Source organism: Sulfitobacter sp. PS-8MA, from assembly GCF_040933935.1.
In the GTDB taxonomy this organism is placed as follows: domain Bacteria; phylum Pseudomonadota; class Alphaproteobacteria; order Rhodobacterales; family Rhodobacteraceae; genus Sulfitobacter.
This window is the reverse complement of the sequence record NZ_JBFQYJ010000006.1, coordinates 341,882-368,414: the sequence shown is the minus strand read 5'-3', so window position 1 is coordinate 368,414 and position 26,533 is coordinate 341,882. Positions and strand designations below refer to the sequence as shown.

Below are 26,533 nucleotides of genomic sequence, written 5' to 3'. Positions count from 1 at the left end.
GCCAGTCCAAACCGTCCGGCACCACACCACGGGAGACCGATATGACCCTCACCACCAAATTCCTCGGCGCTGCTGCCGGGCTCGCGCTGACCTCGGGCGCGGCCCTGGCCGAACCGGCGCTGATCTTCGACCTTGGCGGCAAATTCGACAAGAGCTTCAACGAAGCGGCCTTTAACGGGGCCACCCGCTGGGCCGAAGAGACCGGCGGCAAGTTTGCCGAGATCGAAATGCAGTCCGAAGCACAGCGTGAGCAGGCCCTGCGCCGCTTTGCCGAATCCGGTGCCAACCCGATCATCACCATGGGTTTCGCCATGGCCGACCCGCTGGCCACCGTGGCGCCTGATTATCCGGACACCAAATTTGCCGTGGTCGACGTGAACTGGCTCGACCTGCCCAACGTGCGTCAGGTCAGCTTTGCCGAGCATGAAGGCTCCTATCTGGTTGGCGTCATGGCCGCGATGGCCTCCGAGACCGGCACCGTGGGCTTTGTCGGGGGCATGGATGTGCCGCTCATTCGCCACTTCGGCTGCGGCTATGCCCAAGGCGTGATGGACACCAACCCCGACGCCAAGATCATCGCCAATATGACCGGCACCACCCCGGCGGCCTGGAACGACCCGGTAAAGGGCTCGGAGATCACCAAGGCGCAGATCAACCAGGGCGCTGACGTGGTCTATGCCGCGGCGGGCGGCACCGGCGTGGGCGTGCTGCAGACCGCCGCCGACGAAGGCATCCTCAGCATCGGTGTGGACAGCAACCAGAACCACCTGCACCCGGGCAAGGTTCTGACCTCCATGCTCAAGCGTGTCGACGTCGCGGTCTATGACGCGATGATGGCGGGCGAAGATCTTGAGGTGGGCGAAGTCGTGACCCTCGGCCTTGCCGAAGAAGGTGTCGGCGTCGCGATTGACGAGCACAACAAGGATCTGGTCACCGAAGAGATGAAGAAGGCCGTCGACGAAGCGCGCCAGAAAATCATCGACGGTGAGATCGAAGTGGTCTCCTACTACGAGAACGACAGCTGCCCGGCGCTGGACTTCTGAGCCTGAATTCACCAAAGTGACCCTTAGGGCCGCGCCGTACCATCGGCGCGGCCCTTTCCGAACCGGAGAACGCCATGCCGCGGCAAGAAATGGGCCAACCCCGGATCAAAACCCGCAATGGCCGCAGGACCTTTTGATATGACCGATACCGCCCCCGCGATTGAACTAAAGGGCATTTCCAAGGCTTTCGGCCCGGTGCAGGCCAACAAAGACATCTCGATCCGCGTCATGCCCGGCACGATCCACGGGATCATCGGCGAAAACGGCGCGGGGAAATCGACGCTGATGTCGATCCTTTACGGCTTCTACAAGGCCGACGCGGGGGAGATTTTCATCAGCGGCAAAAAGACCGAGATCCCCGACAGCCAGGCCGCCATCGCGGCGGGCATCGGCATGGTGTTCCAGCATTTCAAGCTGGTCGAAAACTTCACCGTGCTGGAAAACATCATTCTGGGCGCCGAAGATGGCCGCCTGCTGAAACCCTCGCTCTCAAAAGCCCGCAAGTCGCTGATCAGCCTTGCCGAGGACTATGGCCTCAACGTCGACCCCGACGCGCTGATCCAGGACATCGGCGTCGGCATGCAGCAGCGCGTGGAAATCCTCAAAGCGCTTTACCGTCAGGCCGATATCCTGATCCTCGACGAGCCCACCGGCGTGCTGACCCCCGCTGAGGCCGACCAGCTGTTCCGCATCCTTGGCCGTTTGCGCTCCGAGGGTAAAACCATCATCCTGATCACCCATAAGCTGCGCGAGATCATGGAGATCACCGACACTGTGTCGGTCATGCGCCGGGGCAAGATGACCGCCACGGTCAAGACCGCCGAGACCTCGCCGCCCGAACTGGCCGAGCTGATGGTCGGGCGCAAAGTGCTGTTGCGCGTCAACAAGGAACCCGCCACGCCCGGCGATGTCATCTTGGATGTCAAAGGGTTGCGGGTCGTCGACAGCAAGGGTGTCGAGCGTCTGCGCGGCATTGATCTGCAAGTCCGCGCTGGCGAGGTGCTGGGCCTTGCGGGGGTCGCGGGCAATGGCCAATCCGAACTTTTGGAAGTGCTCGGCGGCTATGCCGATGGCAGTGGCAGCGTCACCCTGAACGGCAAACCGCTGGACCTCTCGGGCAAGAAGAGCGACGGCCAGTCGCGCCGCGCGCGTGGCATCGCCCATGTGCCCGAAGACCGCCAACGCGAAGGTCTGATCATGGATTTTCAGGCTTGGGAGAACAACGTCTTCGGCTACCATCACGACGACCGTTTCAACAGCGGCATGCTGATGGACCATGCCGCGATCCGCGCCGATGCCGAGGATAAGATGGCCCGTTTCGACGTGCGCCCGCCCGATCCGACGCTGGCAGCCAAGAACTTCTCGGGCGGCAACCAGCAAAAGATCGTTCTGGCCCGCGAGATCGAGCGCAACCCGGACCTTTTGCTCATCGGCCAGCCCACGCGCGGTGTCGACATCGGCGCGATCGAATTCATCCACGAACAGATCATCGCCCTGCGCGATCAGGGCAAGGCGATCCTGCTGGTCTCGGTCGAGCTTGAAGAAATCCTCGCCCTCTCGGACCGCATCGCGGTGATGTTCGACGGGCAGATCATGGGCGAACGCGCCGCCGATCAGACCGACGAAAAGGAGCTTGGGCTGCTCATGGCAGGCATCACCGACACCGAGAACGAACATAGCGTGGCCGAGGTCGAGGCCAATCTCGCCCGGGCGGGCGGCGACGCGCGCAAGGAGGTCTGAGATGGACGTGATGCCAAAATGGGCCGAGGTGATCCTCGTGCCGCTGATCTCGCTGCTGCTGGCCGCGATCCTCTCGGCGCTGGTCATTCTCGCCATCGGGGAAGACCCGATTGCCGCCGTGAACCTCATGGTCAAAGGCGCGCTCGGCTCGACCTATGGCTGGGGCTACACGCTTTACTACGCCACCAACTTCATTTTCACCGGGTTGGCCGTTGCCGTCGCCTTCCACGCGCGGCTCTTTAACATCGGCGGCGAGGGTCAGGCGATGCTGGGCGGTTTGGGCGTGGCCCTGGCCGCGCTCTACATCCCATGGCCGCATTGGACGCTCGCACTAATCGGCGCGGGCACGATGGCTGCGCTTTTCGGCGCGGTCTGGGCGGCGATCCCCGGCTGGTTGCAGGCCAAACGCGGCAGCCACGTGGTGATCACCACGATCATGTTCAACTTCATCGCCGCGGCGCTGCTGAACTACGTGCTGGTCAACGTCATGCGCCCGCCGGGCAGCATGGACCCGGCAAGCGCGCGCTTCCCCGAGGCCGTGCATCTGCCGACGCTGCATGAACTTCTCGCCCCCCTTGGCATCGCCTTCTCCAAATCCGCCCCCGCGAATGTCTCGCTGCTGGTCGCGGTGGCGGCCTGTATCGTGGTCTGGCTGCTGATCTGGCGCACCCGTCTCGGATATGAAATCCGCGCCTATGGCCATTCGCAGCCTGCCGCGAAATACGCCGGCATCTCGCCCGTGCGCATCACCATGGTCACGATGATCATCTCGGGCGCGCTGGCGGGGCTGATGGCGATCAACAACGTCATGGGCGAAAGCGAACGTCTGGTGCTGAACGCCACCGAAGGCGCGGGCTTTATCGGCATCGCCGTGGCGCTGATGGGCCGCTCGCATCCCGTGGGCGTCTTCTTTGCCGCGCTGCTCTTCGGCTTCCTCTACCAGGGCGGCGCGGAACTGGCACTTTGGACCTCGATCCCCCGCGAATTGATTGTGGTGATCCAGGCCTTGGTAATCCTCTTCACCGGTGCGCTCGACAATATGGTCCGCATGCCGCTGGAGCGTCTTTTCCTGATGTTCCGCCGCCCCGGCCCGCCGTCGCCCTCGCCCGAGACCGAGCCCCAACCCGGCCCCCGTAGCGCCCAGTCGGAGAGCGCGGAATGAGCCCCTATACCCCCCTGAGAAAGCGGGTCTGACCTATGGACTATATCACGCTCATCCAATTGCTCGACAGCACCGTGCGGCTCGCCACGCCGCTGCTGCTGGCCTGTCTTGCCGGTCTTTTCTCCGAACGCGCGGGCGTCTTTGACATCGGGCTTGAGGGAAAGATGCTGGCCGCCGCCTTCTTCTCCGCCGCCCTTGCCTCGATCACCGGCTCGGTCTGGCTTGGCCTCGCCGCCGGCATCGGCGCCTCCATGGTGCTCAGCGCCGTGCATGGGCTCGCCTCGATCACCTTCCGGGGCAATCAGCTCATTTCCGGCGTGGCGATCAACTTCCTCGCCGCCGGCATGACCGTGCTGATCGCGCAGGACTGGTTCGCGCAAGGTGGCCGTACCCCCTCGCTCTTTGGCGGTGCGCGTTTCGAGCCGATCACCCTGCCCGGTGCCGAGGCGATGGAGAGCGTCCCGGTCATCGGCCCGCTCTACGAAGAGCTGATCTCAGGCCATTCGATCCTCGTCTATGCCGCCTTCCTCGCCGTGCCGCTGACCTGGTGGATCCTGTTCCGCACCCGCTTTGGCCTGCGCCTGCGCGCCGTGGGCGAAAACCCCGCCGCGGTGGACACCGCAGGCGTTTCGGTCGTGGCGCTGCGCTATGCCGCCGTCGGCATCGCCGGGCTGCTCTGCGGCGTGGCGGGCGCCTACCTGAGCACCGCGCTACAGGCGGGTTTCGTCAAAGACATGTCCGCAGGCCGGGGCTTCATCGCGCTGGCGGCGCTGATCTTTGCCAAATGGCGGCCTTGGTACGCGCTTTGGGCCACGCTGCTCTTTGGCCTCTTTGGCGCGCTGGAAACCCGGCCTGATGTGATCCAGGCGGTCATTGGCATCAAGGTGCAGGGCCAGCTTCTGGGCGCCCTGCCCTATCTGATGACCGTGGTGATCCTCGCCGGTTTCGTGGGCAAGGCGATCCCGCCGCGTGCCGGCGGCGAGCCCTACGTCAAGGAACGCTGATCCCCGGGGCCGGCTCTTGCGAGGGCCGGTCTGACCCAGCCTTTCCCCGCTGGTGCGATTTAACGGTTAAGCTATGTTGCAACCGGCAGCCGTTCGGGGCTAGGAAACATCATGCAAATCTACCTGCCCATTGCCGAAGTCTCGGTTAACGCTTTCCTCCTTCTGGGGCTGGGCGGGATCGTGGGCATTCTTTCGGGCATGTTTGGCGTCGGCGGCGGGTTTCTGATCACGCCCCTGCTGTTCTTTGTCGGCATCCCCCCGGCGGTGGCCGTGGCCACCTCCACCAACCAGATCGTCGCCTCCTCCTTCTCGGCGCTCTTGGCGCATCTCAAACGGAAGACGGTGGATTTCCGAATGGGCTGGGTGCTCCTGGCCGGGGGGCTGATCGGCTCCGGCCTTGGCATGATGGTGTTCAACTACCTGAAATCCCTGGGCCAGGTCGATCTGCTGGTGACGCTTTGCTATGTCATCTTCCTTGGCATCATCGGCGGGCTGATGTTCTTTGAATCGCTGCGCGCCATCCGCCGCACCCGCAAGGGCGGGCGCGTCAAACGCAAGAAACATTACTGGGTCCACGGGCTGCCGCTGAAAATGCGTTTCCGCGTCTCTGGCCTTTATATCTCCGTCATTCCCCCGGTGATGGTGGGTGCCGCGGTCGGTGTGCTCTCGGCGATCATGGGGGTCGGCGGCGGTTTTATCATGGTCCCGGCGATGATCTACCTGCTCGGCATGCCCACCAAAGTGGTGATCGGCACCTCGCTGTTGCAGATCATCTTTGTCACCGGTTTCACCACCATGCTGCATGCCACCACCAACCAGACGGTCGATATCGTGCTGGCGGTGCTGCTGCTGGTCGGCGGCGTGCTGGGGGCGCAGCTCGGCACGCGGATCGGGCTCCGGATGCAGGCCGAGCAGCTGCGCATCCTGCTGGCCCTGCTGGTGCTGGCGGTCTGCGGCAAACTGGCCCTCGATCTGCTGCTGAAACCGGCGGAGCTCTACTCGCTCGGCCCGGTGACAGACTGATGCGGCTGCTCTCTGCGCTCACCGGCCTTTTTCTCATGGCCCTGCCCGCCGCGGCGGAGGAAGAAATCGTGCTCGGTCTCAGCCAGGCCGAGGTTTCCATCACCACGAATTTCGACGGTTCGGAGATCCTCGTCTACGGCGCTGTGAAACGTGAAACGCCGATCCCCGAGGGCGCGCCGCTTGAGGTGGTCGTCACCGTCTCCGGCCCCTCGACCCCGGTGATGGTCCGGCGCAAGGAACGGCGCTTTGGCATCTGGGTGAACACCGACGCGGTCGAGGTCGACCGCGCGCCGAGCTTCTATGCGGTCGTCACCTCCGGCCCGCTGTCGGAAGTGCTCAAACGCATCGAAGACCTGCGCCACCGCATCTCGATCCCCCGCGCGATCCGCTCTGTCGGCGCCCCTATGGAGATCGAAGACCCCACCCAATTCACCGAAGCGCTGATCCGCGTGCGCACCGCGGCGAACCTCTACCAGGTCATCGAAGACGGGGTGAAAGTGGATGAGCAAACCCTGTTCCGCGCCGCCGTGGCCCTGCCCGCCTCGCTGACCGAAGGCGCCTATGACACGCGCATCTTCCTCACCCGGGGCGGCGATGTGGTGGCGCAATATGAGACAATAATCGACGTGCGCAAAGTGGGGCTGGAGCGCTGGCTCTTTAACCTCGCCCATGAGCAGGCCTTTATCTACGGGCTGCTCTCGCTCTTTATCGCCATCACCGCCGGCTGGGGGGCCTCGGCTGTCTTTGGGCTGCTGCGCCGTTAACCGCGTCCGATATAGGGCATCTGCGTCGCCATCACGGTCATGAACTGCACATTCGCGTCCAGCGGCAGCTCGGCCATATGCAGCACCGACCGCGCCGCATGGGCCACATCCATTGCCGCCATGCCGGGGTTCTGATCCTTCAGCATCGAGACCATCGGCGTCTCGGCGTTGCCAATGTCGATCTGCCCGCAAGCGATGTTGAGAGCGCGCCCATCCAGCGAGAGCGCCTTCGTCAGCCCCGTCACCGCATGTTTCGTCGTGGTATAGCAGACCGAGCCGGGCCGCGGCACATGGGCCGAAAGCGAGCCATTGTTGATGATCCGCCCACCGCCCTGCGCGCGCATCGCGGCAAAGGCCAGACGCGCGGTGATGAACATGCCATTCAGATTGACCGCCAGCACCTGCGCCCAATCGTCGAGCGGCACCTCGTCAATCGGCGCCGACGGCCCAAAGACCCCGGCATTGTTGAACAGCACATCAATAGGGCCAAAGCGGTCAAAGACCCCGCGCATGGCTTCCGCATCCGTCACATCCGCAGGCAGCACGAGAGCGTTTTCCTGCCCGGCGGCCACGGCTTCAAGCTGATCCCCGCGCCGCGCGACAAGCCCGACCCGCCAACCTGCGTTCAGAAACACCTCCGCCGTGGCGCGCCCGATACCGGAGCTGGCCCCCGTGATCAAAATGGACTTCATGCCCCCTCCTCCGTCGCTTCCAATGTCAGCGCCGCCGCTGGCGCGGCCTTCAAATCATCGACCCTGAGCGGCCCCGACGGCTTGCTCAGCCGGTTGCGCACCACCCAGATCAGACGCTCCTGCGCGCGGGTAATCGCCACATAGGCAAGCCGCTTCCACAGCGGCTGCCCGGCCTCTGAACGCCCCATCCGCGCGGCGGCATAGAGATCGGGCGCAAAGACCTGCACATTCTCCCACTGGCTGCCCTGCGCCTTGTGGATCGTCACCGCCGCCCCATGCAGGAACGTCGCCCCCATGCGCGCCGCGAAGGGGATAAAGGGTTCTTCCTCATCGGGTTTTTCAATCTTCACGATCGATGCGGCACTGACCTGCGGATCTTCGGCCCCGATCACATGCAGACGGCTGAAGCCGGGCTTGCGCCCCTCGCCGAGATAGACCACCTGCGCGCCCTTGATGAGGCCACGCGCCTCCAGATCGAGCCGTTTCTTGCGGTGTTTCAGCGGCAGTTCGATCCCGTCGCAGATCAGCGGCTCGCCGGCCAGCAGCGCGTCCTCGGGCGCGCCATGCACGCTGCGGAAAGCATTGATCAGCCGGATGCGCGTGGCATTGCGCCAGACCAGCACCGGGCTGCGCGCCATCAGGTCGACCTCGACCCGCTGGCCCCAGACCACCCGGTCATCCTTGCGCGCCGCGTCCTCGATCATCCGCTCGAAGTCATGAAACTCCAACTGCGGATCGGCCAGCGCATGGGCCAGATCGAGGATCGGGTTGTCGGCCTCTTGCCGGTGGATACGGTTGAGGTTCAGCACGCGCTTCTCGGGCAGTTTCTCGAAAACCATCGTGCCCGACTGCCCCACCGGGGCCAACTGTGCCGGATCGCCAAAGAGCAGCAGCGTCGGGAAAATCTCCTTCAGGTCCTCGAATTGTTTGTCATCCAGCATCGAGCTTTCATCGACGAAACCGATGTCCAGCGGCTCTTCGCGCCGTTTCCAGCCGGTGATGAAGTCGCTGCCCCTGAGCCCCGCCGCGGCCAGTGCCCCCGGCACCGATTTGTTATTCGCAAAAAACGCCGCCGCCCGGTCCAGCGCCATTTCGCTGAGCCCCTCGATCTCGGGCTTCTCGCCATTGCCGGTCAGCCATTCGGCGATGCGCTCATATTCCGGATGATAGACCGGCGTGTAAAGAATGCGGTGGATTGTCGTCGCGGGCACGCCGCGCAGCCGCAGCACGCTTGCGGCCTTATTGGTCGGCGCGAGGATCGCCAGCGTGCGTTTCTCACGTTTCTTGCGCGACTCGTAATCGCCCGAAACGATCTCGACCCCGGCGCCTTCGAGCGCGCGGTAAAGCTCCGCCAGCAACAAGGTCTTGCCCGACCCCGCCTTGCCGGTCACCGCCATCACCTGATCCGGCCCGCCTGCGGGCGGCATCAGCAAGCTGTCGTCGAGATCGATCCCCGCAGAGCGCAGCATCTCGGCCACCCGGTCATGGGCGGCGGCTTGGTCTTCGGAATAGGTGAGCGCATTTGATGTCATTCCGCGACCCTAAATGACCCCCGCGCCGGGGACCAGACGGGCCGTGCCTCCCCTGCTCGTTTTGGGCAAAATACTTCGGAGGGGAGAGGGACGCCCGCGCCCCACCCAGATCGCTCAGACCACGATCAACCCCCGGCTCAGCGCGCGGGCCACCGCATGGGTCGTGTTCGACGCGCCCAATTTGAACCGCGCGCTTTCGACATAGACCCGCAACGTATGCTCCGAGATCGACAGCCTTGCCGCCACCTGCGCCCGGCTCAGCCCCACGGCCAGAAGGGTCATCGTATCCACCTCGCGCGGGGACAGCGCCTGCACCGCATCCGGCGCGCGGGCAGGCTCAAGAAGCAGCGCCTTTTCGTTGAAACAATGCGCCGCCCAAACCAGATCGCGGCGGTGGCTGACGGTGAAATCGGCCCACAACGCATCCTCGCAACTGTGATTGGCGGTAAAAAGCGCAAATTGCCCATGCGGCCCCCGGATCGGCACGGAAAACCCCTGATGGCCCACCCCATGCGCCAAAGCGTCCCGACGAAAGGCCCGCGCCGCGCGGGAGGACCAGTCGAGGTCTTTCCAATCCACCGGGCGAAACCGCCGGTAGCAGCCGCTTACCACCGGATCGACGCGCAGATAGCCCGCCTCCTGATAGCGTTCGGCCCAGCCGCGCGCATAGGTGCCGCAGCCATATTGCGTGCCCGTAGTATCGACCCAGTGATAGGCGATATGGGCGATGGCGTAATAGTCGCGCAGCGCTTCGGTGGTGCGCTGCATGGCGGCCAATCCATCAGCCTGTTCCAGTCCTTCCCATATCTGTTCCAGCAGCGGCAATCTTCCCATGGGCCCGGCCGATCCCTTCGCCTTGTGCAGACATTTCAGCCAGAGCGACAAGGGCCGCGTCGTCCAACTGCTCCGCCGTGCGGGGCAGCCGGTTCGCCGCGGCGAATGCCTTTAAATCGGCCAATACGTCCAGAATCCAATCATCATGCATGAAGGGTTGCCCATGTTTGGTTAATGCCTGATTAATACAACCATAGCAGGTGGGCTATTAGGCTAACACCCGCGCTTTTACCTTCCCCAGAAATAGCGGGGCCGGCGTGCAGAAGCCTTTGGCACCATTGCCGCGCAAGGCAAAACCCCCGCAGCCGGGGCCACGGGGGTCGCATTTCATAGCGGCATGATGGCGCGTCAGTCGCCGGCCGAGAGCGCATCCTCCAGCGTCCGCAGCCCGGTGCGCGGCGCCTGCACCAGCACCGACATATTGCCGGGCTTATGCTCATTGCGCATCATCTTCATATGCGCCTCGGGCAGATCGGCCCAGCTAAAGACCTCGGACATGCAGGGATCAAGCCGCCGTTCCATCATCAGCTTATTGGCCGCGCTCGCCTGTTTCAGATGGGCAAAGTGGCTGCCCTGCAGGCGCTTCTGGTGCATCCACATATAGCGCACGTCAAAGGTCAGGTTGAACCCGGAGGTGCCCGCGCAGATCACCACCATGCCGCCCTTTTTCACCACAAAGGTCGAGACCGGGAAGGTCGCTTCGCCCGGGTGTTCAAAGACCATGTCGACATTCACGCCCTTGCCGGTGATCTCCCAGATCGCCTTGCCGAACTTGCGGGCCTCTTTGAACCACTCATTGTATTCGGGCGTGTTCACCGTGGGCAGCTGGCCCCAGCAGTTGAAATCCTTGCGGTTCAGCACGCCCTTGGCCCCCAGATCCATCACGAACTGGCGCTTGCTCTCGTCCGAGATCACGCCGATGGCATTGGCGCCCGCGGTGTTGATGAGCTGGATCGCATAAGACCCCAGACCGCCCGAAGCACCCCAGACCAGCACGTTCTGGCCGGGCTTCAGGTCATGCGGCTCATGACCGAACAGCATCCGGTAGGCGGTGGCCAGCGTCAGCGTGTAGCAGGCGCTTTCCTCCCACGTCAGATGTTTGGGGCGCGGCATCAGCTGCTGGCTCTGCACGCGGGTGAACTGCGCGAAGGAACCATCGGGCGTCTCATAGCCCCAGATGCGCTGGCTGGGGGAATACATCGGGTCGCCGCCGTTGCATTCCTCGTCGTCGCCATCGTCTTGGTTGCAGTGGATCACCACCTCGTCGCCTACCTTCCAGCGGGTCACCTTGTCACCCACCGCCCAGACGATGCCGGAGGCGTCGGAGCCCGCGATGTGATAGGGTTCGCCATGGCCGTCGAAAGGGCTGATCGGCACGCCGCGCGCGGCCCAGACACCGTTGTAGTTGATGCCCGCCGCCATGACCAAGACCAGCACGTCCTGGCTGTCGAGCTCCGGCACATCCACCACCTCTTGCAGCATGGCGCTGTCCGGGTCGCCGTGGCGTTCGCGGCGGATCGCCCAAGCGTACATCTGTTTCGGGACATGCCCCATCGGGGGCATTTCGCCCACTTCATAGAGGTCCTTTTGCGGGGCGTCGTAGTCGGCGTGTTTCGTATCCAGTGCCATTTGGGCCTCCTGCCGGTAGCGGTCTCACAAGGTCGGTGCCGCAGTGCAGAATCGCGGCGGCTCCCCTTTGGAATAAGATTCAGCGCGCAACATTGCAACCCCTACAGGATGCCATTTGTAATTTTATGACCCAGCAGTCGCAGCATTTTCCATCGCAGGCGCAGCAACACCGGCGGCGAAATGGGCAATAGAATTCGCATAGAACGCCAGAACCGGCTCCTGCCCCGCGGTGATCTGCAGACCCTCCGCACCCTCGGAAATGACGCCACGTTTCTTCAGCCGGGCGCAGGCGCGGGCAACCCGGTCCGGCAGGACATCCGGCTTTGGCACCCGGTTGCGCGCGGGCATCTGCGCCAGCGTATGGCCCACTTTTTCCAGCAGAGCCGCCGCGCTCAGCGGCGCCTTTTCTTGCAACATCACCCGCGCGATCAGCGGCACGGTCAGCACCGGCATGGCTTGGGCAATGCGGTCCATCAGCATCTCCGACAGGTCTCCCACCGGCACATCCGCCCCCGCCCGGCGCAGCGACAGCGGGTCGCCAAAGGTCACCGCTGCGGTGCCAAAGCGCGTGTCATACCCGCGCAGCCGCCGCCATATCTTGCGCAGCACAAAGCCCAGCACCACGGTGATCCGCGCGCCAAAGCGGCGGTCGCCGCGCTGTGCTGCCGCGATCAGCACCCGATCCTCCAGCACCCGGTCATAGTTGATCGCCACCGGCACAAAGATGATGTCGCGGGTGCCCTCGGGGTCGAACCCCTCCACCACATAGGACAGCAGCCCCACCTTCGGCGGCTGCAGGGCGCCGGTGAGGCTCAAGCCCCCCTCAGGGTAGAACGCCTGCGTCACCCCGCCCGCCGTGGCCAGCTGCACATAGCGCGCCAGCACCTTGCGATAGAGCGCCCCGCGCGAGCGGCGGCGGATGAAATAGGCGCCCATCGAGCGGATCAACATGCTGAGCGGCCAGACGCGCGCCCATTCCCCCACCGCATAGCTCAGCGCCGAAGACCGCGCGACGAGATAGGTGACGAGCATGTAATCCATGTTGGAGCGGTGGTTCATCACAAAGACCACCGTGGCATCCTGCGGCAGCGCCTGAAAGGTCACTTCATTGCTCGTCGCTGTCTCGATCCGGTAGACCGACCTGGCCAAGAGCCGCGCCAGACGGATGCCAAAACTGAAATAGGCAAAGGCCGAAAATCGCGGCACGATCTCGCGCGCATAGTCCCGCGCCTTTTGAAAGGCCACATTCTCCGGCACACCGTGGCTGCGCGCGTAATTCACGATCTCCTGGCTGACCTCGGGGTCATAGATCAGCCGTTGGATCATGTCGTGGCGCCGGGCCAGTTTGAAAGGCTCGATGGGCCGGGTCAGCCGTTTGTTCAGCCGCTCGACCGCCCGTTCCAAACGGCGGCGAAAGAACCAGCGCACCGAGGGCAGCAGGAAATGGCTCAGCGCCGTGACGGCGGCAAAAACCACGATGAGGATGAACAGCCAAAGGGGCAATTGCACAGTCTGCGTCATGCGCTCACCCTTACAGCGCGGGAGGGAGAGGACAATCTTTATCTGCCGCGGCACCCTCAGAGCCGGGGGCCGGTGATGCCGCAACGCAGCGAATTGACAGCGGCACATTATTTCCCCTATCAACAGCATAACGCAACTTTATTGCCAACCCGATTCAAAGAGGCCCCCGATGACCCACCCGCAGAAAGACCGCCCCTGGCTCATCCGCACCTATGCGGGCCATTCCACCGCTGCCGCGTCCAACGCGCTCTACCGTTCCAATCTGGAGCGGGGCCAGACCGGGCTTTCGGTGGCCTTCGACCTGCCGACGCAGACCGGCTATGACAGCGATCATGTGCTGAGCCGGGGCGAAGTCGGCAAGGTGGGCGTGCCGGTGGGGCATCTGGGCGACATGCGCGCGCTCTTTGACGGTATCCCGCTGGAGCAGATGAACACCTCCATGACGATCAACGCGACAGCCCCCTGGCTGCTGGCGCTCTATATCGCCGTGGCCGAGGAACAGGGCGCGGATGTGTCCAAACTCCAGGGCACGGTGCAAAACGACCTGATCAAGGAATATCTCAGCCGCGGCACCTATATCTGCCCGCCCGCCCCCTCGCTTAAAATGATCGCGGATGTGGCCGAATACTGCTATACGAATGTGCCGAAATGGAACCCGATGAACGTCTGTTCCTACCATCTGCAAGAAGCGGGGGCGACGCCGGAACAGGAATTGGCCTTCGCGCTGGCCACCGCCACCGCCGTGCTCGACGCACTGAAACCCCGCGTCCCGGCAGAGGATTTCCCGAAATTGGTCGGGCGCATTTCATTCTTCGTCAACGCGGGCATCCGTTTCGTCACCGAAATGTGCAAAATGCGTGCCTTTGTCGACCTTTGGGACGAGATTTGCCGCGAGCGCTATGGCGTGGAAGACCCGAAATTCCGTCGTTTCCGCTATGGGGTGCAGGTCAATTCGCTGGGGCTCACCGAACAACAGCCCGAGAATAACGTCTACCGTATTCTCATCGAAATGCTGGCGGTGACCCTGTCGAAAAAAGCCCGCGCCCGCGCCGTGCAATTGCCCGCCTGGAACGAAGCCCTTGGCCTGCCCCGCCCCTGGGATCAGCAATGGTCGATGCGGATGCAGCAGATCATGGCCCATGAAACCGATCTTCTGGAATTCGACGATCTATTCGATGGCAACCCGGCGGTGGATGCCAAGGTCGAAATGCTGAAAGAAGGCGCGCGCGCCGAATTGGCGAACCTCGACGGCATGGGCGGTGCCATTTCCGCAATCGACTATATGAAAAGCCGTTTGGTCGAAAGCAACGCCGACCGGCTGCGCCGCATTGAGAGCGGCGAGACCGTTGTCGTTGGCGTGAACAAATGGCAGCAGGGCGCGCCCTCCCCCCTGATGACTGGCGCCGGCGATATCATGCAATCCGACCCCGGCGCCGAGGCCGATCAACTGGCCCGCCTCGACGCCTGGCGCGCGGCGCGCGATGCCGATGCGGTCAAACAGGCGCTGGCCAATCTGCGCCTTGCTGCCGAGAAGGGCGAGAACATCATGCCGGCCTCTATCGCCGCCGCCAAAGCCGGCGTCACCACCGGCGAATGGGCCGCGCAGATGCGCGCCGTGCACGGGGAATATCGTGGCCCCACAGGGGTTTCCGCCGGGCAGTCGAACAAGACCGAAGGGCTGGATGATCTGCGCGATGCGGTGGATGCGGTCAGCGACCGATTGGGCCGCCGGCTCAAGTTCCTTGTCGGCAAACCGGGGCTCGATGGGCATTCAAACGGGGCCGAACAGATCGCCGTGCGCGCGCGGGATTGCGGCATGGATATTTCCTATGAAGGCATCCGCCTGACCCCCGCCGAAATCGTCGAAGCGGCGCAGCAGGATGATGCCCATGTCGTTGGCCTCTCGATCCTGTCGGGCTCTCATGTGCCGCTGGTCGAAGACCTGATGGAGCGCATGCGCGCGGCGGGCTTGAGCCATGTGCCGGTGGTGGTGGGGGGGATTATTCCCGAAGCCGACGCCACCCGTCTGCGCGCAGCCGGGGTGGCGCAGGTCTATACGCCGAAAGACTTCGAATTGAACATGATTATGCGCGATATCATTACCCTCGCCGATCCCGAAGCGGTGGCGGCGGAATAGGCTGACACAAAATATATCGTGCAATAAGCACATCTATTCTATAAGAAACCTGACCAGCACAAACTGGAAAGGATAAATCCATTATGGAAAAAGACCTGAAGTCCATGAGCCGCAAGGATCTGGAAAAACTTCTGTCGGATGTGAAGAAAGCATTGCAGGCGGCGCAGGCGCGCGAACGGCGTGCCGCGCGCAAGGCAGCGCAAAAGGCCGCGGCAGAATATGGCTTTTCCCTTAATGACTTGGCCGAAGAAACCCCGGCCCCGAAAAAGCAAAAGAAACCGCGCAAATCGGCAGCAGGTCCAAAGTCCAAACCCCAGTTTGCCAATCCCGATGACGCAAAACAAACCTGGACCGGAAAAGGCCGCCAGCCGAATTGGTTTCGTGCACAGGTTGAAAATGGCGTAGATCCGGAAACAATGCGGATCTGAATGATCTGCCTCTGAAACGATAAGGCGCCTGGGAAATACATAATTTCCCCGGCGCCTTTTTTATCTCGCGGATGACATCGGGCGCGAATTGCCCCTTCGGCAAGGAGAAACACCCGCCGAAGGCTTTCTCATCCCGGCAGCCCTCTGGATAGAACGGCCCTTGTTGTTCGCGACCGACACAGGCAAAATGCGCGCAATAGCAGGAGAGACTGAATGACCGTCCATATTGGCGCAAAACCCGGCGATATCGCTGAAACCGTATTGATGCCCGGCGACCCGTACCGCGCCAAATGGGCGGCGGAGACCTTTCTTGAGGGGGCGACGCTGGTCAATGAAGTGCGCGGCATGCTGGGCTTTACCGGCACCTGGCGTGGCCATCGGGTGACGATCCAGGGCTCCGGCATGGGGATGCCCTCGCTGTCGATCTACGCCAATGAGCTGATAGCCGAATATGGCGCGCAGACCCTGATCCGGATCGGCTCCTGCGGGGGGATGCAGCCCCATGTCGGCATTCGCGATGTGATCATCGCGATGACCGCCAGCACCATCACCTCCCCCTCCTCCGGGATTTTTCGCGAGTTCAATTACGCCCCCTGCGCCGACTGGGGCCTGTTGCGCGCCGCCGTGGCGGCGGCAGAGAAGCTGGAGGCCAAGACCCATGTGGGCGGCATCTATTCCTCGGATGTCTTCTATGCCGAGCGTCCTGATCTGGATGAGCAGATGGTGCGCCACGGTATTCTGGGGGTCGAGATGGAGGCGGCCGAGCTTTACACGCTGGCGGCCCGTCACAAGCGCCGTGCCCTGGCGGTGCTGACGGTGAGCGACCATCTGCAAACCGGCGAGGCCCTGCCCTCTGAGGACCGCGAGAAGAGCTTTGGCGATATGGTGGAGATTGCGCTGGAAGCGGCTTTTGCGTGAGCTCTGCGCCTGTTGAGCGGGCGGCCGGTATTTGAAAAAGGATGAAGGGGGGCGGTGAGCATCGCGCCCCTTTTTGCTGTCGGGGCTGTCAGAGCCGTGGTGGCTCCAGACCTTTGAGGCAGCGGTCGGGCGGGCCATCGGCGCGGTAGGCTTCGGCACCGCAGGCGACGCAGTGGTATTTGCGCAGCGCGCCCTTGTCGCCGGTGCGGTCTTCGCGCCAGCGGCAGTCGCGCGTGGGCGCGTTGCGGCGGGCAAAGATCAGCACGATCACAAAGACGATGACGAGGATGATGGGCAGGATCATGGCATAAACCAAAGGCCCGGCGCTTGGCCGGGCCTTGTTTTCATCAGACGGTGCGTTCGACCATCAGTTTCTTGATATTGGCGATGGCCTCTGCGGGGTTCAGACCTTTGGGGCAGGTCTTGGCGCAGTTCATGATGGTGTGGCAGCGGTAGAGCTTGAACGGGTCTTCGAGATCGTCCAGACGCTCGCCCGTGGCCTCATCCCGGCTGTCGATGATCCAGCGGTAGGCATGCAGCAGCGCGGCGGGCCCGAGGTAGCGGTCGCCGTTCCACCAGTAGCTGGGGCAGGAGGTCGAGCAGCAGGCGCACATGATGCATTCGTAAAGCCCGTCGAGCTTGGCGCGGTCGTCGATCGACTGTTTCCACTCCTTGCGCGGCTCGGGCGTGTCGGTCTCCAGCCAGGGCTGGATGCTGGCATGCTGGGCGTAGAAATGGGTGAGATCGGGGATCAGGTCTTTGATCACCGGCATATGCGGCAGCGGGTAGATTTTGACCACGCCCTTGATCTCTTCCATGCCATAGGTGCAGGCCAGCGTGTTGATCCCGTCGATGTTCATCGCGCAGGAGCCGCAGATGCCTTCGCGGCAGGAGCGGCGGAAGGTCAGCGTCGGGTCGATCTCGTTCTTGATCTTGATCAGCGCGTCGAGGATCATCGGCCCGCAATCGTCCATATCGACGAAATAGGTATCGAGCGCCGGGTTCTTCCCGTCGTCGGGGTTCCAGCGGTAGATGTGGAACTCGCGCAGGTTGGTGGCACCCTCGGGCTTGGGCCAGGTCTTGCCGCTGGTCATGCGGGAGTTCTTGGGAAGCGTCAGTTGAACCATTATGCGTCTCCTAAAGCGTCAGACCAGCCGCAGGGGCGGCGGCCAACAGGCAGGTGCGGGTCTCGGGGCGCGCCAAGATCGCGCGCACGGTGCCCGTTGTGGTGGGTTCCACGCCGACGACAGCGGCGCGGGCCAATTCGCGCAGTTCCAGCGCGCTGGCGTTGTCGATGATGCAATCGGTGAAAGGGGTGATGAGCTCTTTCGGCACCTGCGGGAAACGGGTGGCCAAAATCTCGGTCACCACGCCTTTGGAGCCTTGGCGGGCGGTGTCGTCCACCGCCTGCTGCACCTCGACACAGGCCGACAGCGCCAGGAGCGATGCCCCGATGATGGCAAAACGCAGCATCAATACACCCGCGCCTTGGGGGCGATTTTCTTCATGTCGATCCCGCCTTCGTCCTGCTGTGTCAGCGGGTCGAGATGCACGGCCCGGTAGGTGAGCTTCGCGTCATTGCCGTCGAACCATGCCAGCGAATGTTTGCGCCATTCGTCGTCGTTGCGGTCCGGGTAATCCTCATGCGCATGGGCGCCGCGACTTTCCTTCCGCGCGGCGGCGGCGGTGATCGTGGCGGTGGCGTTGGGCATCAGGTTGGTCAGCTCCAGCGTCTCCATCAGGTCCGAGTTCCAGACCAGGCTGCGGTCGGTGACATGCAGATCGTTCAGCTTGTCGGCGACTTCGATCATCTTCACGCGGCCCTCTTCCAGCGTCTTGTCGGTGCGGAAGACCGCGGCATCGGCCTGCATGGTCTTTTGCATCTCAAGGCGCAGTTCCGCGGTGGGGGTGCCGCCCTTGGCATTGCGCAGCCCGTCGAAGCGGTCGAATGCCTTTTCGACCGATTTCATGTTCGGCGCGGGCACCGGGCTTTCGGGGTCGACGATCTTGGCGGCGCGGATCGCGGCGGCGCGGCCAAAGACCACGAGGTCGATGAGCGAGTTGGAGCCGAGACGGTTCGCTCCATGCACCGAGGCACAGCCCGCTTCGCCCACGGCCATCAGACCGGGTGCGATGGCATCGGGATCGTCGGCGGTGGGGTTGAGCACCTCGCCCCAATAGTTCGTGGGAATGCCGCCCATGTTGTAATGTACCGTCGGCAGCACCGGGATCGGCTCTTTGGTGAGGTCCACCCCAGCGAAGATCCGCGCCGATTCCGAGATGCCCGGCAGGCGCAGGTCCAGCGTTTCCGGCGGCAGGTGGTTGAGATGCAGGTGGATATGATCCTTGTTTTCGCCCACACCGCGGCCTTCGCGAATTTCCATCGTCATACAGCGCGAGACGACATCACGCGAGGCGAGGTCTTTATAGGTCGGCGCGTAGCGTTCCATGAAGCGCTCGCCCTCGGAGTTGGTGAGATAGCCACCCTCGCCCCGCGCGCCTTCGGTGATAAGGCAACCGGCGCCGTAGATGCCGGTGGGGTGGAACTGCACGAATTCCATGTCCTGCAGCGGCAGCCCCGCACGGGCCGCCATGCCGCCGCCGTCGCCGGTGCAGGTATGGGCCGAGGTGGCCGAGAAATAGGCGCGGCCATAGCCGCCGGTCGCCAGCACCACCATCTTGGCGCTGAAGAGATGCATGGTGCCGTCGTCGAGCTTCCAGCAGAGCACGCCCTGGCAGACGCCGTCATCGGACATGATCAGATCAATGGCGAAGTATTCGATGAAGAACTCGGCCTTCTGCTTCAGCGACTGGCCATAGAGCGTGTGCAGGATCGCGTGGCCGGTCCGGTCGGCGGCGGCACAGGTGCGCTGCACGGGCGGGCCTTCGCCGAACTCGGTGGTGTGGCCGCCAAAGGGGCGCTGGTAGATCTTGCCCTCTTCGGTGCGTGAAAACGGCACGCCGTAATGCTCCAGCTCATAGACCGCCTTGGGCGCCTCGCGGGCGAGATATTCCATCGCATCGGTGTCGCCGAGCCAGTCCGAGCCTTTGACCGTGTCATACATATGCCACTGCCAGTTGTCGGGGCCCATGTTCGACAGCGAGGCGGCAATGCCGCCCTGCGCCGCTACGGTGTGGCTACGCGTCGGGAAAACCTTGGAGATACAGGCCGTGCGCAGCCCCTGCTCCGCCATGCCCAATGTTGCACGCAGGCCAGCACCGCCTGCCCCCACCACGACAACGTCATATTCGTGGGTTTCATATTCATATGCTGCCATTTAATCGGTCTCCCGTTTGGGCGTATTGGTTACAGGGCGAGCTTGGCAATGGCGAAGACGCCGACTGCTGCTGCGCCGTAGCTGATGATGGTCATCACGATGATGGCGATCTTATTGGCAAGGCCGTGGACGTAATCCTCGATCAGCACCTGCACACCGTCGTTGAAATGCTTGAAGCCCACGATCAGTGTCAGCGCCGCCACGATGGCCGGGAAAGGCCGCGCGTAATAGATCAGGATGTCCTCATAGCTGCCGCCAAGCGCGCTGCCAAAGGTGAAGACGAAAAGCGGGATCAGCACCAAGAGCGCCAGCGAGGAGACTTTCATCGCCCAGAAATGCGCGGTGCCGGTTTTCGCCGAGCCGAGGCCGAGGGCGCGTTTGCGGTCTGTCATATAACCCATGGGGTGGCTCCTCAAACGATGATGACGGTCAGGATGGTCAGCACGACCGATCCGATGAGCGCGGTCCAGCCCAGCTTTTCCGCTGTCGGCACGTCGAGCATGCGGCCCGTGTCCCAGATCAGGTGTCGGATGCCGGCCAGCGTGTGATACCACAGGCCCAGAACCGACAGGGTCAGAACCAGATCACCGAACCAGCTGGTCAAGACCCCGTTCACCGTGTCGAAATACGCGGCCGAGGTTGCCGCCGCGAGGAACCACCAGACGATCAGCAGCGCGGCGATCAGCATCGCGTTGCCGGTGATCCGCGTGAGGATCGAGGTCATGGAGGTCATCTGCGGGCGGTAGATCGTCAAATGCGGAGAAAGCGGGCGATTGCCCCGGTTCACATCGGCCATAGCGCGGTCCTTTGTCCTGTGCTTTGCATCTTGATAGCGGTTTTTACAGGACTGTCACGGGGGCGCGGCAGGAATCTGCGCGCTTCTGGGGGTCATTTTGCGTAAAAATGACCGTCCTCTGCCAAGGGCGCGAAATTTGTGATCACACGCTGACAAGCTGTGATCACAAGACACCACGCGGACCGCAAAAGAAAAGCGCGCCCCGCAGGACGCGCTCTCAATTTCAGGTTTCGTCGCCCTTAGGCCAGCGAGTCGTCGATGCCTTTGCAGGCCTCTACCAGACCTTTGACCGCCTTGACGGAGTTGTCGAACATCGCCTGCTCGTCTTTGTTCATCGAAATCTCGACAATACGTTCCACACCGCCCGCGCCGATCACCGTGGGCACGCCGACATAGAAGCCGTCGAGACCATAGGCACCGTCTACATAGGCGGCACAGGGCAGAACGCGTTTCTGGTCTTTCAGATAGCTCTCGGCCATTTCAATCGCCGAAGTCGCGGGCGCATAGAAGGCGGAGCCGGTCTTCAGCAGACCAACGATCTCGGCGCCGCCGTCGCGGGTGCGCTGCACGATGGCGTCGAGCTTGTCCTGCGTGGTCCAGCCCATCTTGACCAGATCGGGCAGCGGGATGCCGGCCACGGTGGAGTAACGTACCAGCGGCACCATCGTGTCGCCATGGCCACCCAGAACAAAGGCGGTGACGTCTTTCATCGACACGTTGAACTCGGTCGCGAGGAAGTGGCGGAAACGGGCGGAATCAAGCACGCCCGCCATGCCGCAGACTTTCTCATGCGGCAGGCCGGAAAATTCGCGCAGCGCCCAGACCATCGCGTCCAGCGGGTTGGTGATGCAGATCACGAAGGCGTCGGGGGCATGTTTGGCAATGCCCTCGCCCACGGATTTCATGACCTTGAGGTTGATGCCCAGCAAGTCATCGCGGCTCATGCCCGGCTTGCGTGCGACACCGGCGGTCACGATGCAGACATCTGCGCCTGCGATATCCGCATAGTCCTGCGTGCCGGACATGGTGGCGTCGAACTTGCCCGCAGGGCCGGAAGAGGCGATGTCGAGCGCTTTGCCCTCAGGTGTGCCCTCGGCAATGTCGAAAAGGACAACGTCGCCCAATTCCTTCAGTGCTGCGAGATGGGCGAGAGTGCCGCCGATTTGCCCCGCGCCGATAAGCGCGATCTTGGGTCTGGCCATGGTCATGTCTCCGAGAGAGGTTTCATTTGCGCCGGAGATACCGAAATGCGCAGCCCCGTGCAAGTTGCGCGAGAGGTCGCGCCGTAACCCCTTGCGGTTAAACGAAAAAGGCCGCCCCAAAGGGCGGCCAATTCCGAGACTTTTCAGCTATGTCTTAGCGCTCTTGGTATTCAGGCTGCGATTCCAGACGCTCTTCGGTGCTGTCGATGTAGATCCGCACATCGTCGCCTTCCACGTTTTTCAGAACCTGAAGTTCGTCAAATGTCACGGCTACCGGCTTTTCACCCAGACCGAGGAAGCCGCCCACATTGATCACAACCCGGTCGATCTTGCCGTTGTCGCCGATCAGCAGCGAGTCGATTTCACCGACGGTTTCATCGTTGGCGCCGTACACATAGGAGCCTTCGAGGTCTTCGGCGGTCATCTGTTCGATCATGCCCATCTCGGCGGCTTCATAGCCTTCACGCTCGACCTGGGGGCGCGGCAGCAGTTCCCGCTCAACGGTTTCATCGCCGGTGATGACGGTGGTGTTGGCGTCGGCTTCGTTGACAGCTTCTTCTGTCTCGGCTTCAGCATTCTCCATCATGGTCTCGGCTTCTTGCGCCATTTCCTCGGATTCGGCCTCAATCTCGCTGGCCATCTCTTCGGTTTCGCGTTCGATATTCTCGGATGTGTCGGTCTCGCCGGTCACGACGGTAACATTCGGATCATCCGCATTCGCCATTCTCTCTTCGTCCGACATGTTGGCGTCGGTCATGTTTTGCGCGTCGACATCATCGGTCATGCGACGTTCAAATTCCGGCGACTGCTCCAACATCTCTTTCGAGGTGTTCACCACGAGGAAACGCTCGCCGGCTTCGCCATTCAGGATGCGGATTTTATCCATGGAGACAGAGACATCGCGCTCGCCCATGCCAAGGAAGCCGCCAATGCCGAGGATGACAGCGGTCACTTCGCCGTCTTTCGAGACGATGATGTCATTGATCTCGCCAATGTCGTCCCATTCCTGCTCGGCCCCCTGAACGACCGTGGCGTCGTTTTCAACCTCTGCTTCGGAATTATAGATGCGCATGCCGATCAGATCGGAGGCGAGGAAGTCGGTCTCTTCCACAGCGACACTACCGAACCCTTCGGTATGCGCATCGGCAAAGGCCGCGCCCGTCATGGTCAATACGATCGCTGTCGTGCCCAGAAAACGTTTCATTGTAAATTCTCCTTCCAGATGGCGAGCGTCATTTGCTCTTCTGAAACCACAACCCCGATCCCCCCTTCCGGTTCCCTCGGGCCGGGAAAAAGCCGCTAAATACTTTCGGCGCTATGGGCGGGACACGCAAAGGCCAAAACCCTGCATCCAAAAGAAAAAGGCGACCGATGGCCGCCTTTGCTTTCTGAACTGTCCGAGGCTCTCAGGCGTCGCTGCCCTTGGCGGGCAAGGCTTCCGCCAATTCCTCGAACCCCTGGCCCGAAGCGACCATGCAGGTGATGCCATTGGTGCCGGTCACCGTGATGGTCCAACTGCCGGTCTCGTCCGACGCGAAAACCTCAACCACCGCATTATTGCCCCCCAGCCCCATGGACTGCCGGGTCTCGCCATAGCCATCGGCCAACCGGGTCACCACCGCCGCGCGCGGCCCGCAGTTGCGCGGGGTGTGGCCGCCCGCCTCGGTGGTCTTGGCCAGCATCAAAGCGGCTGCGGCGGTCAGCATGGCAAGGTGAATGATCTTGGTCGTGCGTGTCATAGCATTTGCCTTCATTTCGAAAGGCGGGGCCCTCTGATCCGCTGGCGCGGGGTATTCCCGATCAGACCGGGGCCGCCCCGGTTAAGATGACTGTATCCGCCCCGGCACTGCCCCAGGGTCGGATGCGATGGGATCAGACTGCGGCGAAGCGCTGAATTAATGGTTAACCGCCCGTGCTCATGCCCGTCACATTTGACCTTTGCTGCATTGCGGCATGTTTAGGCTTGAAGTTATCGCACAAAAATGCCCCTCTGCGCGCAACAATGTTATTCAGTCAAGGAGCCTGCCATGACAGCCACCACACGCCCGCTGCGGTCCGTCCTTTATATCCCCGCCTCCAAGCCCCGCGCGCTCGACAAGGCGCGCGGCCTGGCCTGTGACGCGATCATCTTTGACCTCGAAGACGCGGTCTCCCCAGATGAGAAAATCGCTGCACGTGAAACATTGGCCGAGGCGCTGGCCACCGGCGGCTATGGCGCGCGGATGCGGGTGGTGCGGATCAACGGGCTCGACACCGAATGGGGCGCCGAAGACGCCCGCGCCGCCGCCGCGATGAGGCCCGATGCGATCCTGCTGCCCAAGGTCGGCTCCCCCGCCGATCTCGAAGCACTGACCGAGATCGTGGGCGACGTCCCGCTCTGGGCAATGATGGAAACCCCCGGCGCCATGCTCAACGCCGCCGCCATCGCCGGGCACCGCCAATTGCAGGCCATGGTCATGGGCACCAATGATCTGGCGAAAGATCTGCAAACCCGCTTCCGCCCCGACCGCCTGCCGCTGGTCACCGGGCTTGGCCTCTGCCTGCTCGCGGCCAAAGCGCATGGTGTGGCGATCATCGACGGGGTCTATAACGCCTTCAAAGACGAAGACGGCCTGCGCGCCGAATGCGACCAGGGCCGCGACATGGGCTTTGACGGCAAGACGCTGATCCACCCCGCCCAGCTCGACATCGCCAATGCCGCCTTCACCCCCTCGGATGACGAAGCCGCCCTCGCCCGGCGCCAGATCGACGCCTATGAGGAGGCGCAGGCCGCAGGCCAAGGGGTCGCCGTGGTCGATGGCAAAATCGTTGAGAATCTACATGTTGCCACCGCCCGGGAAACACTGGCAAAACTGGAGGCCATTGCAGCCATGAGCCCGGAGCCCACATCATGACAATCCTTATCCTCGGCCTGATCCTTTGGGTCGGCGCCCATCTTTTCAAACGGCTGATGCCCGCGCAACGCGCCCGGATGGGCAACGCAGGCCGGGGCGCGGTGGCGGCGCTGCTGGTTCTGGCGCTTGCCCTCATCATCTGGGGCTACCGTATGGCGGAGTTCATCCCGGTCTGGAGCCCGCCGAGTTTCCTCACACATCTCAACAACCTGCTGATGCTGCTGGCCTTCTGGGTCTTCGGCTCCAGCGCGGCCAAGGGGGCCAAGGCCTGGCCCGCCTATAAAACCCGCCACCCGCAGCTGCTCGCGGTCAAGATCTGGGCCACCGCGCATCTTCTGGTGAACGGTGACCTCGCCTCGATCCTGCTCTTCGGCACGATGCTGGGCTGGGCGGTCAGCGAGGTGATCCTGATCAACCGCACCGAGCCAAACTGGACACCCCCGCCCCACGCCGGCCGCGCCACCTATATCCGCCTGATCGTGATCTCCGCGATCTTCTTTGCCCTCGTCGCCGCCATCCACATGTGGCTGGGCGTCAGCCCCTTCCCCCATTGACCCGGAGCCTGCCATGAAAGTCTACCGTTTCCTGTCCGAAGAGGACACTTCCGCTTTTTGTCACAAGGTCACCGAAGCGCTGAACAAGGGCTGGGAGCTTTACGGCTCCCCGACCCAGACATGGGACCATAAGGCCGGTGTCATGCGCTGCGGCCAAGCCGTGGTGAAAGACGCGCCGGGCACCTATACGCCTGACATCAAACTGGGCGCGCAGTGATGAGCAAGACCAACCAAGGCCGTTTTTTCGAGGACTACCGTCTGGGCGACAGGCTGCATCACGCTGTCCCGCGCAGCGTCGGCGCGGGCGAACGCGCGCTCTACCACGCGCTCTACCCGGCCCGCCACGCGCTCTATTCCTCGGACAGTTTCGCCCGCTCCTGCGGGCTCAGCGCCAGCCCGCTTGATGATCTGATCGCCTTTCACATCGTCTTTGGCAAAACCGTGCCGGATGTCTCGCTCAATGCCGTGGCCAACCTTGGCTATGCCCAGGGCCGCTGGCTTGCCCCGGTCTGGCCCGGCGACACGCTACGCGCGGAAAGCGAAGTCATTGGCCTCAAGCAGAACTCCAACGGCAAGACCGGCGTGGTCTGGGTCCGCACCACGGGGCTGAACCAGAAGGACGAAAAGGTGCTGGACTATGTCCGCTGGGTCATGGTCCGCAAAGGCGACGTGGACGCCCCCGCGCCCGAAACCACGGTGCCGGAGCTGCCCGCAGCCCTCAGCGCCGATCAGTTGCACATTCCGCAGGGTTTGGATTTCACCAAGTACGATTTCACCCTCGCCGGGGAGCCGCACCGCTGGGGCGACTATGAGATTGGCGAAAAGATCGACCATGTCGATGGCGTCACGGTGGAAGAAGCCGAACATATGATGGCCACCCGCCTCTGGCAGAACACGGCCAAAGTGCATTTCGACACCGCCGCCCGTCCCGATGGCACGCGGCTGATCTATGGCGGCCATGTGATCTCCATGGCCCGTGCGCTGTCCTTCAACGGGCTCGCCAATGCGCAGATGATTGCGGGTCTCAACGGCGGCGCCCATGCCAACCCCTGCCTTGCGGGCGACACCATCCGCGCCTGGTCCGAAGTTCTGGACAAATCCGAGACCTCGGCCCCCGGCGTCGGCGCCATCCGCCTGCGTCTGGTGGCCACCAAGGGCGCAGCACCTTTCGAACTGCGCGATGCGGCCGGCAAATACCGCCCCGAGGTTTTGCTTGACCTCGATTACTGGGCGCTCATGCCGCGCTAAGGGGCCGGCCCAGCACGACCGCCGGGCCAGCCATCCCCCCAATTTTAAGCAAAATTCAGCCGATTCGCAGCGGTTCCTCCCTTTTGTGATCACACGGTTTCGACGTGTGATCACAAAAGCTATTTTTAGCTGGC

28 protein-coding genes are annotated in these 26,533 nt (G+C 62.9%); 13 read left to right on the top strand and 15 right to left on the bottom strand.

Annotated features, from left to right (window positions below; all coding sequences use genetic code 11):
* The first annotated feature begins 41 nt into the window (after window positions 1–41).
* From AB4M76_RS05745 to AB4M76_RS05720, 6 genes are all read left to right on the top strand, one after another.
* Entirely contained in the window at window positions 42–1,043 is a 1,002-nt protein-coding gene (locus AB4M76_RS05745) for a BMP family protein (RefSeq protein ID WP_368440851.1), read from the top strand.
* A 138-nt stretch (window positions 1,044–1,181) separates the two neighbouring features.
* A complete protein-coding gene (locus AB4M76_RS05740) occupies window positions 1,182–2,783 on the top strand; it encodes an ABC transporter ATP-binding protein (RefSeq protein WP_368440850.1) in 1,602 nt (533 codons plus the stop codon).
* 1 nt (window position 2,784) lies between these two features.
* Window positions 2,785–3,945, top strand: coding sequence for an ABC transporter permease (locus AB4M76_RS05735; RefSeq protein WP_368440849.1), 1,161 nt, complete (start codon window positions 2,785–2,787; stop codon window positions 3,943–3,945).
* Between the two features lie 35 nt (window positions 3,946–3,980).
* Window positions 3,981–4,949 (top strand): ABC transporter permease, encoded by a 969-nt coding sequence (locus AB4M76_RS05730; protein WP_368440848.1) that lies wholly within the window; start codon window positions 3,981–3,983, stop codon window positions 4,947–4,949.
* A 111-nt stretch (window positions 4,950–5,060) separates the two neighbouring features.
* Window positions 5,061–5,972: a sulfite exporter TauE/SafE family protein gene (locus AB4M76_RS05725; RefSeq protein ID WP_368440847.1), complete on the top strand. Its 912-nt coding sequence runs from the start codon at window positions 5,061–5,063 to the stop codon at window positions 5,970–5,972.
* Complete coding sequence (locus AB4M76_RS05720; RefSeq protein WP_368440846.1) at window positions 5,972–6,736, top strand: TIGR02186 family protein; 765 nt, start codon at window positions 5,972–5,974, stop codon at window positions 6,734–6,736. The genes AB4M76_RS05725 and AB4M76_RS05720 overlap by 1 nt, the downstream gene beginning before the upstream one ends.
* On the opposite strand, the gene AB4M76_RS05715 is transcribed toward AB4M76_RS05720, so the two are convergent.
* From AB4M76_RS05715 to AB4M76_RS05690, 6 genes are all read right to left on the bottom strand, one after another.
* Window positions 6,733–7,428, bottom strand: coding sequence for an SDR family oxidoreductase (locus AB4M76_RS05715; protein WP_368440845.1), 696 nt, complete (start codon window positions 7,426–7,428; stop codon window positions 6,733–6,735). The two genes, AB4M76_RS05720 and AB4M76_RS05715, sit on opposite strands and share 4 nt — an antisense overlap.
* Window positions 7,425–8,960: an ATP-dependent RecD-like DNA helicase gene (locus tag AB4M76_RS05710; RefSeq protein WP_368440844.1), complete on the bottom strand. Its 1,536-nt coding sequence runs from the start codon at window positions 8,958–8,960 to the stop codon at window positions 7,425–7,427. The genes AB4M76_RS05715 and AB4M76_RS05710 overlap by 4 nt, the downstream gene beginning before the upstream one ends.
* Before the next feature lie 114 nt (window positions 8,961–9,074).
* Window positions 9,075–9,728: an autoinducer binding domain-containing protein gene (locus tag AB4M76_RS05705; protein ID WP_368440843.1), complete on the bottom strand. Its 654-nt coding sequence runs from the start codon at window positions 9,726–9,728 to the stop codon at window positions 9,075–9,077.
* Window positions 9,729–9,741: 13 nt separating this feature from the next.
* A complete protein-coding gene (locus tag AB4M76_RS05700) occupies window positions 9,742–9,945 on the bottom strand; it encodes a hypothetical protein (RefSeq protein ID WP_368440842.1) in 204 nt (67 codons plus the stop codon).
* A 197-nt stretch (window positions 9,946–10,142) separates the two neighbouring features.
* Entirely contained in the window at window positions 10,143–11,423 is a 1,281-nt protein-coding gene (ccrA, locus tag AB4M76_RS05695) for a crotonyl-CoA carboxylase/reductase (protein WP_368440841.1), read from the bottom strand.
* Between the two features lie 123 nt (window positions 11,424–11,546).
* A complete protein-coding gene (locus AB4M76_RS05690) occupies window positions 11,547–12,944 on the bottom strand; it encodes a 1-acyl-sn-glycerol-3-phosphate acyltransferase (protein WP_368440840.1) in 1,398 nt (465 codons plus the stop codon).
* Window positions 12,945–13,113: 169 nt separating this feature from the next.
* On the opposite strand from AB4M76_RS05690, the gene AB4M76_RS05685 reads away from it, so the two are divergent.
* The 3 genes from AB4M76_RS05685 (at window position 13,114) to deoD (ending at window position 16,427) form a co-directional block, all read left to right on the top strand.
* Entirely contained in the window at window positions 13,114–15,081 is a 1,968-nt protein-coding gene (locus AB4M76_RS05685; protein ID WP_368440839.1) for a methylmalonyl-CoA mutase family protein, read from the top strand.
* Between the two features lie 83 nt (window positions 15,082–15,164).
* A complete protein-coding gene (locus AB4M76_RS05680; protein WP_368440838.1) occupies window positions 15,165–15,509 on the top strand; it encodes an H-NS family nucleoid-associated regulatory protein in 345 nt (114 codons plus the stop codon).
* Between the two features lie 213 nt (window positions 15,510–15,722).
* A complete protein-coding gene (gene deoD, locus AB4M76_RS05675; protein ID WP_368440837.1) occupies window positions 15,723–16,427 on the top strand; it encodes a purine-nucleoside phosphorylase in 705 nt (234 codons plus the stop codon).
* Between the two features lie 88 nt (window positions 16,428–16,515).
* Here deoD and AB4M76_RS05670 read toward each other — a convergent pair whose 3' ends face one another.
* The 9 genes from AB4M76_RS05670 to AB4M76_RS05630 form a co-directional block, all read right to left on the bottom strand.
* Window positions 16,516–16,731: a hypothetical protein gene (locus tag AB4M76_RS05670; RefSeq protein WP_368440836.1), complete on the bottom strand. Its 216-nt coding sequence runs from the start codon at window positions 16,729–16,731 to the stop codon at window positions 16,516–16,518.
* A 43-nt stretch (window positions 16,732–16,774) separates the two neighbouring features.
* Window positions 16,775–17,554: a succinate dehydrogenase iron-sulfur subunit gene (locus tag AB4M76_RS05665; protein WP_368440835.1), complete on the bottom strand. Its 780-nt coding sequence runs from the start codon at window positions 17,552–17,554 to the stop codon at window positions 16,775–16,777.
* A 10-nt stretch (window positions 17,555–17,564) separates the two neighbouring features.
* Entirely contained in the window at window positions 17,565–17,900 is a 336-nt protein-coding gene (locus tag AB4M76_RS05660; protein WP_368440834.1) for a hypothetical protein, read from the bottom strand.
* Window positions 17,900–19,705, bottom strand: coding sequence for a succinate dehydrogenase flavoprotein subunit (sdhA, locus tag AB4M76_RS05655; protein WP_368440833.1), 1,806 nt, complete (start codon window positions 19,703–19,705; stop codon window positions 17,900–17,902). Before sdhA ends, AB4M76_RS05660 begins: the two co-directional genes overlap by 1 nt.
* 29 nt (window positions 19,706–19,734) lie before the next feature.
* Window positions 19,735–20,106, bottom strand: coding sequence for a succinate dehydrogenase, hydrophobic membrane anchor protein (gene sdhD, locus AB4M76_RS05650; RefSeq protein WP_368440832.1), 372 nt, complete (start codon window positions 20,104–20,106; stop codon window positions 19,735–19,737).
* A gap of 11 nt (window positions 20,107–20,117) precedes the next feature.
* Window positions 20,118–20,501, bottom strand: a complete 384-nt coding sequence (gene sdhC / locus AB4M76_RS05645) for a succinate dehydrogenase, cytochrome b556 subunit (RefSeq protein ID WP_368440831.1) — start codon at window positions 20,499–20,501, stop codon at window positions 20,118–20,120.
* Window positions 20,502–20,740: 239 nt separating this feature from the next.
* The gene (gene mdh, locus AB4M76_RS05640) at window positions 20,741–21,703 is read right to left on the bottom strand and encodes a malate dehydrogenase (protein ID WP_368440830.1); all 963 of its coding nucleotides are present in this window, start codon (window positions 21,701–21,703) and stop codon (window positions 20,741–20,743) included.
* Window positions 21,704–21,857: 154 nt separating this feature from the next.
* Window positions 21,858–22,907, bottom strand: a complete 1,050-nt coding sequence (locus AB4M76_RS05635; protein WP_368440829.1) for a PRC-barrel domain-containing protein — start codon at window positions 22,905–22,907, stop codon at window positions 21,858–21,860.
* 202 nt (window positions 22,908–23,109) lie between these two features.
* Entirely contained in the window at window positions 23,110–23,442 is a 333-nt protein-coding gene (locus AB4M76_RS05630) for a hypothetical protein (protein ID WP_368440828.1), read from the bottom strand.
* Between the two features lie 288 nt (window positions 23,443–23,730).
* Between AB4M76_RS05630 and AB4M76_RS05625 the strand changes: the two genes are divergently transcribed.
* From AB4M76_RS05625 to AB4M76_RS05610, 4 genes are read left to right on the top strand one after another with little or no spacing between them, the layout of a single operon-like run.
* Window positions 23,731–24,597, top strand: a complete 867-nt coding sequence (locus tag AB4M76_RS05625; protein WP_368440827.1) for a CoA ester lyase — start codon at window positions 23,731–23,733, stop codon at window positions 24,595–24,597.
* On the top strand, window positions 24,594–25,151 hold the full coding sequence (locus tag AB4M76_RS05620) for an NnrU family protein (RefSeq protein WP_368440826.1): 558 nt from the start codon (window positions 24,594–24,596) through the stop codon (window positions 25,149–25,151). Before AB4M76_RS05625 ends, AB4M76_RS05620 begins: the two co-directional genes overlap by 4 nt.
* Window positions 25,152–25,164: 13 nt before the next feature.
* Window positions 25,165–25,368, top strand: a complete 204-nt coding sequence (locus AB4M76_RS05615; protein WP_368440825.1) for a DUF1737 domain-containing protein — start codon at window positions 25,165–25,167, stop codon at window positions 25,366–25,368.
* Entirely contained in the window at window positions 25,368–26,399 is a 1,032-nt protein-coding gene (locus AB4M76_RS05610; RefSeq protein ID WP_368440824.1) for a MaoC family dehydratase, read from the top strand. Before AB4M76_RS05615 ends, AB4M76_RS05610 begins: the two co-directional genes overlap by 1 nt.
* Window positions 26,400–26,533: the final 134 nt, after the last annotated feature.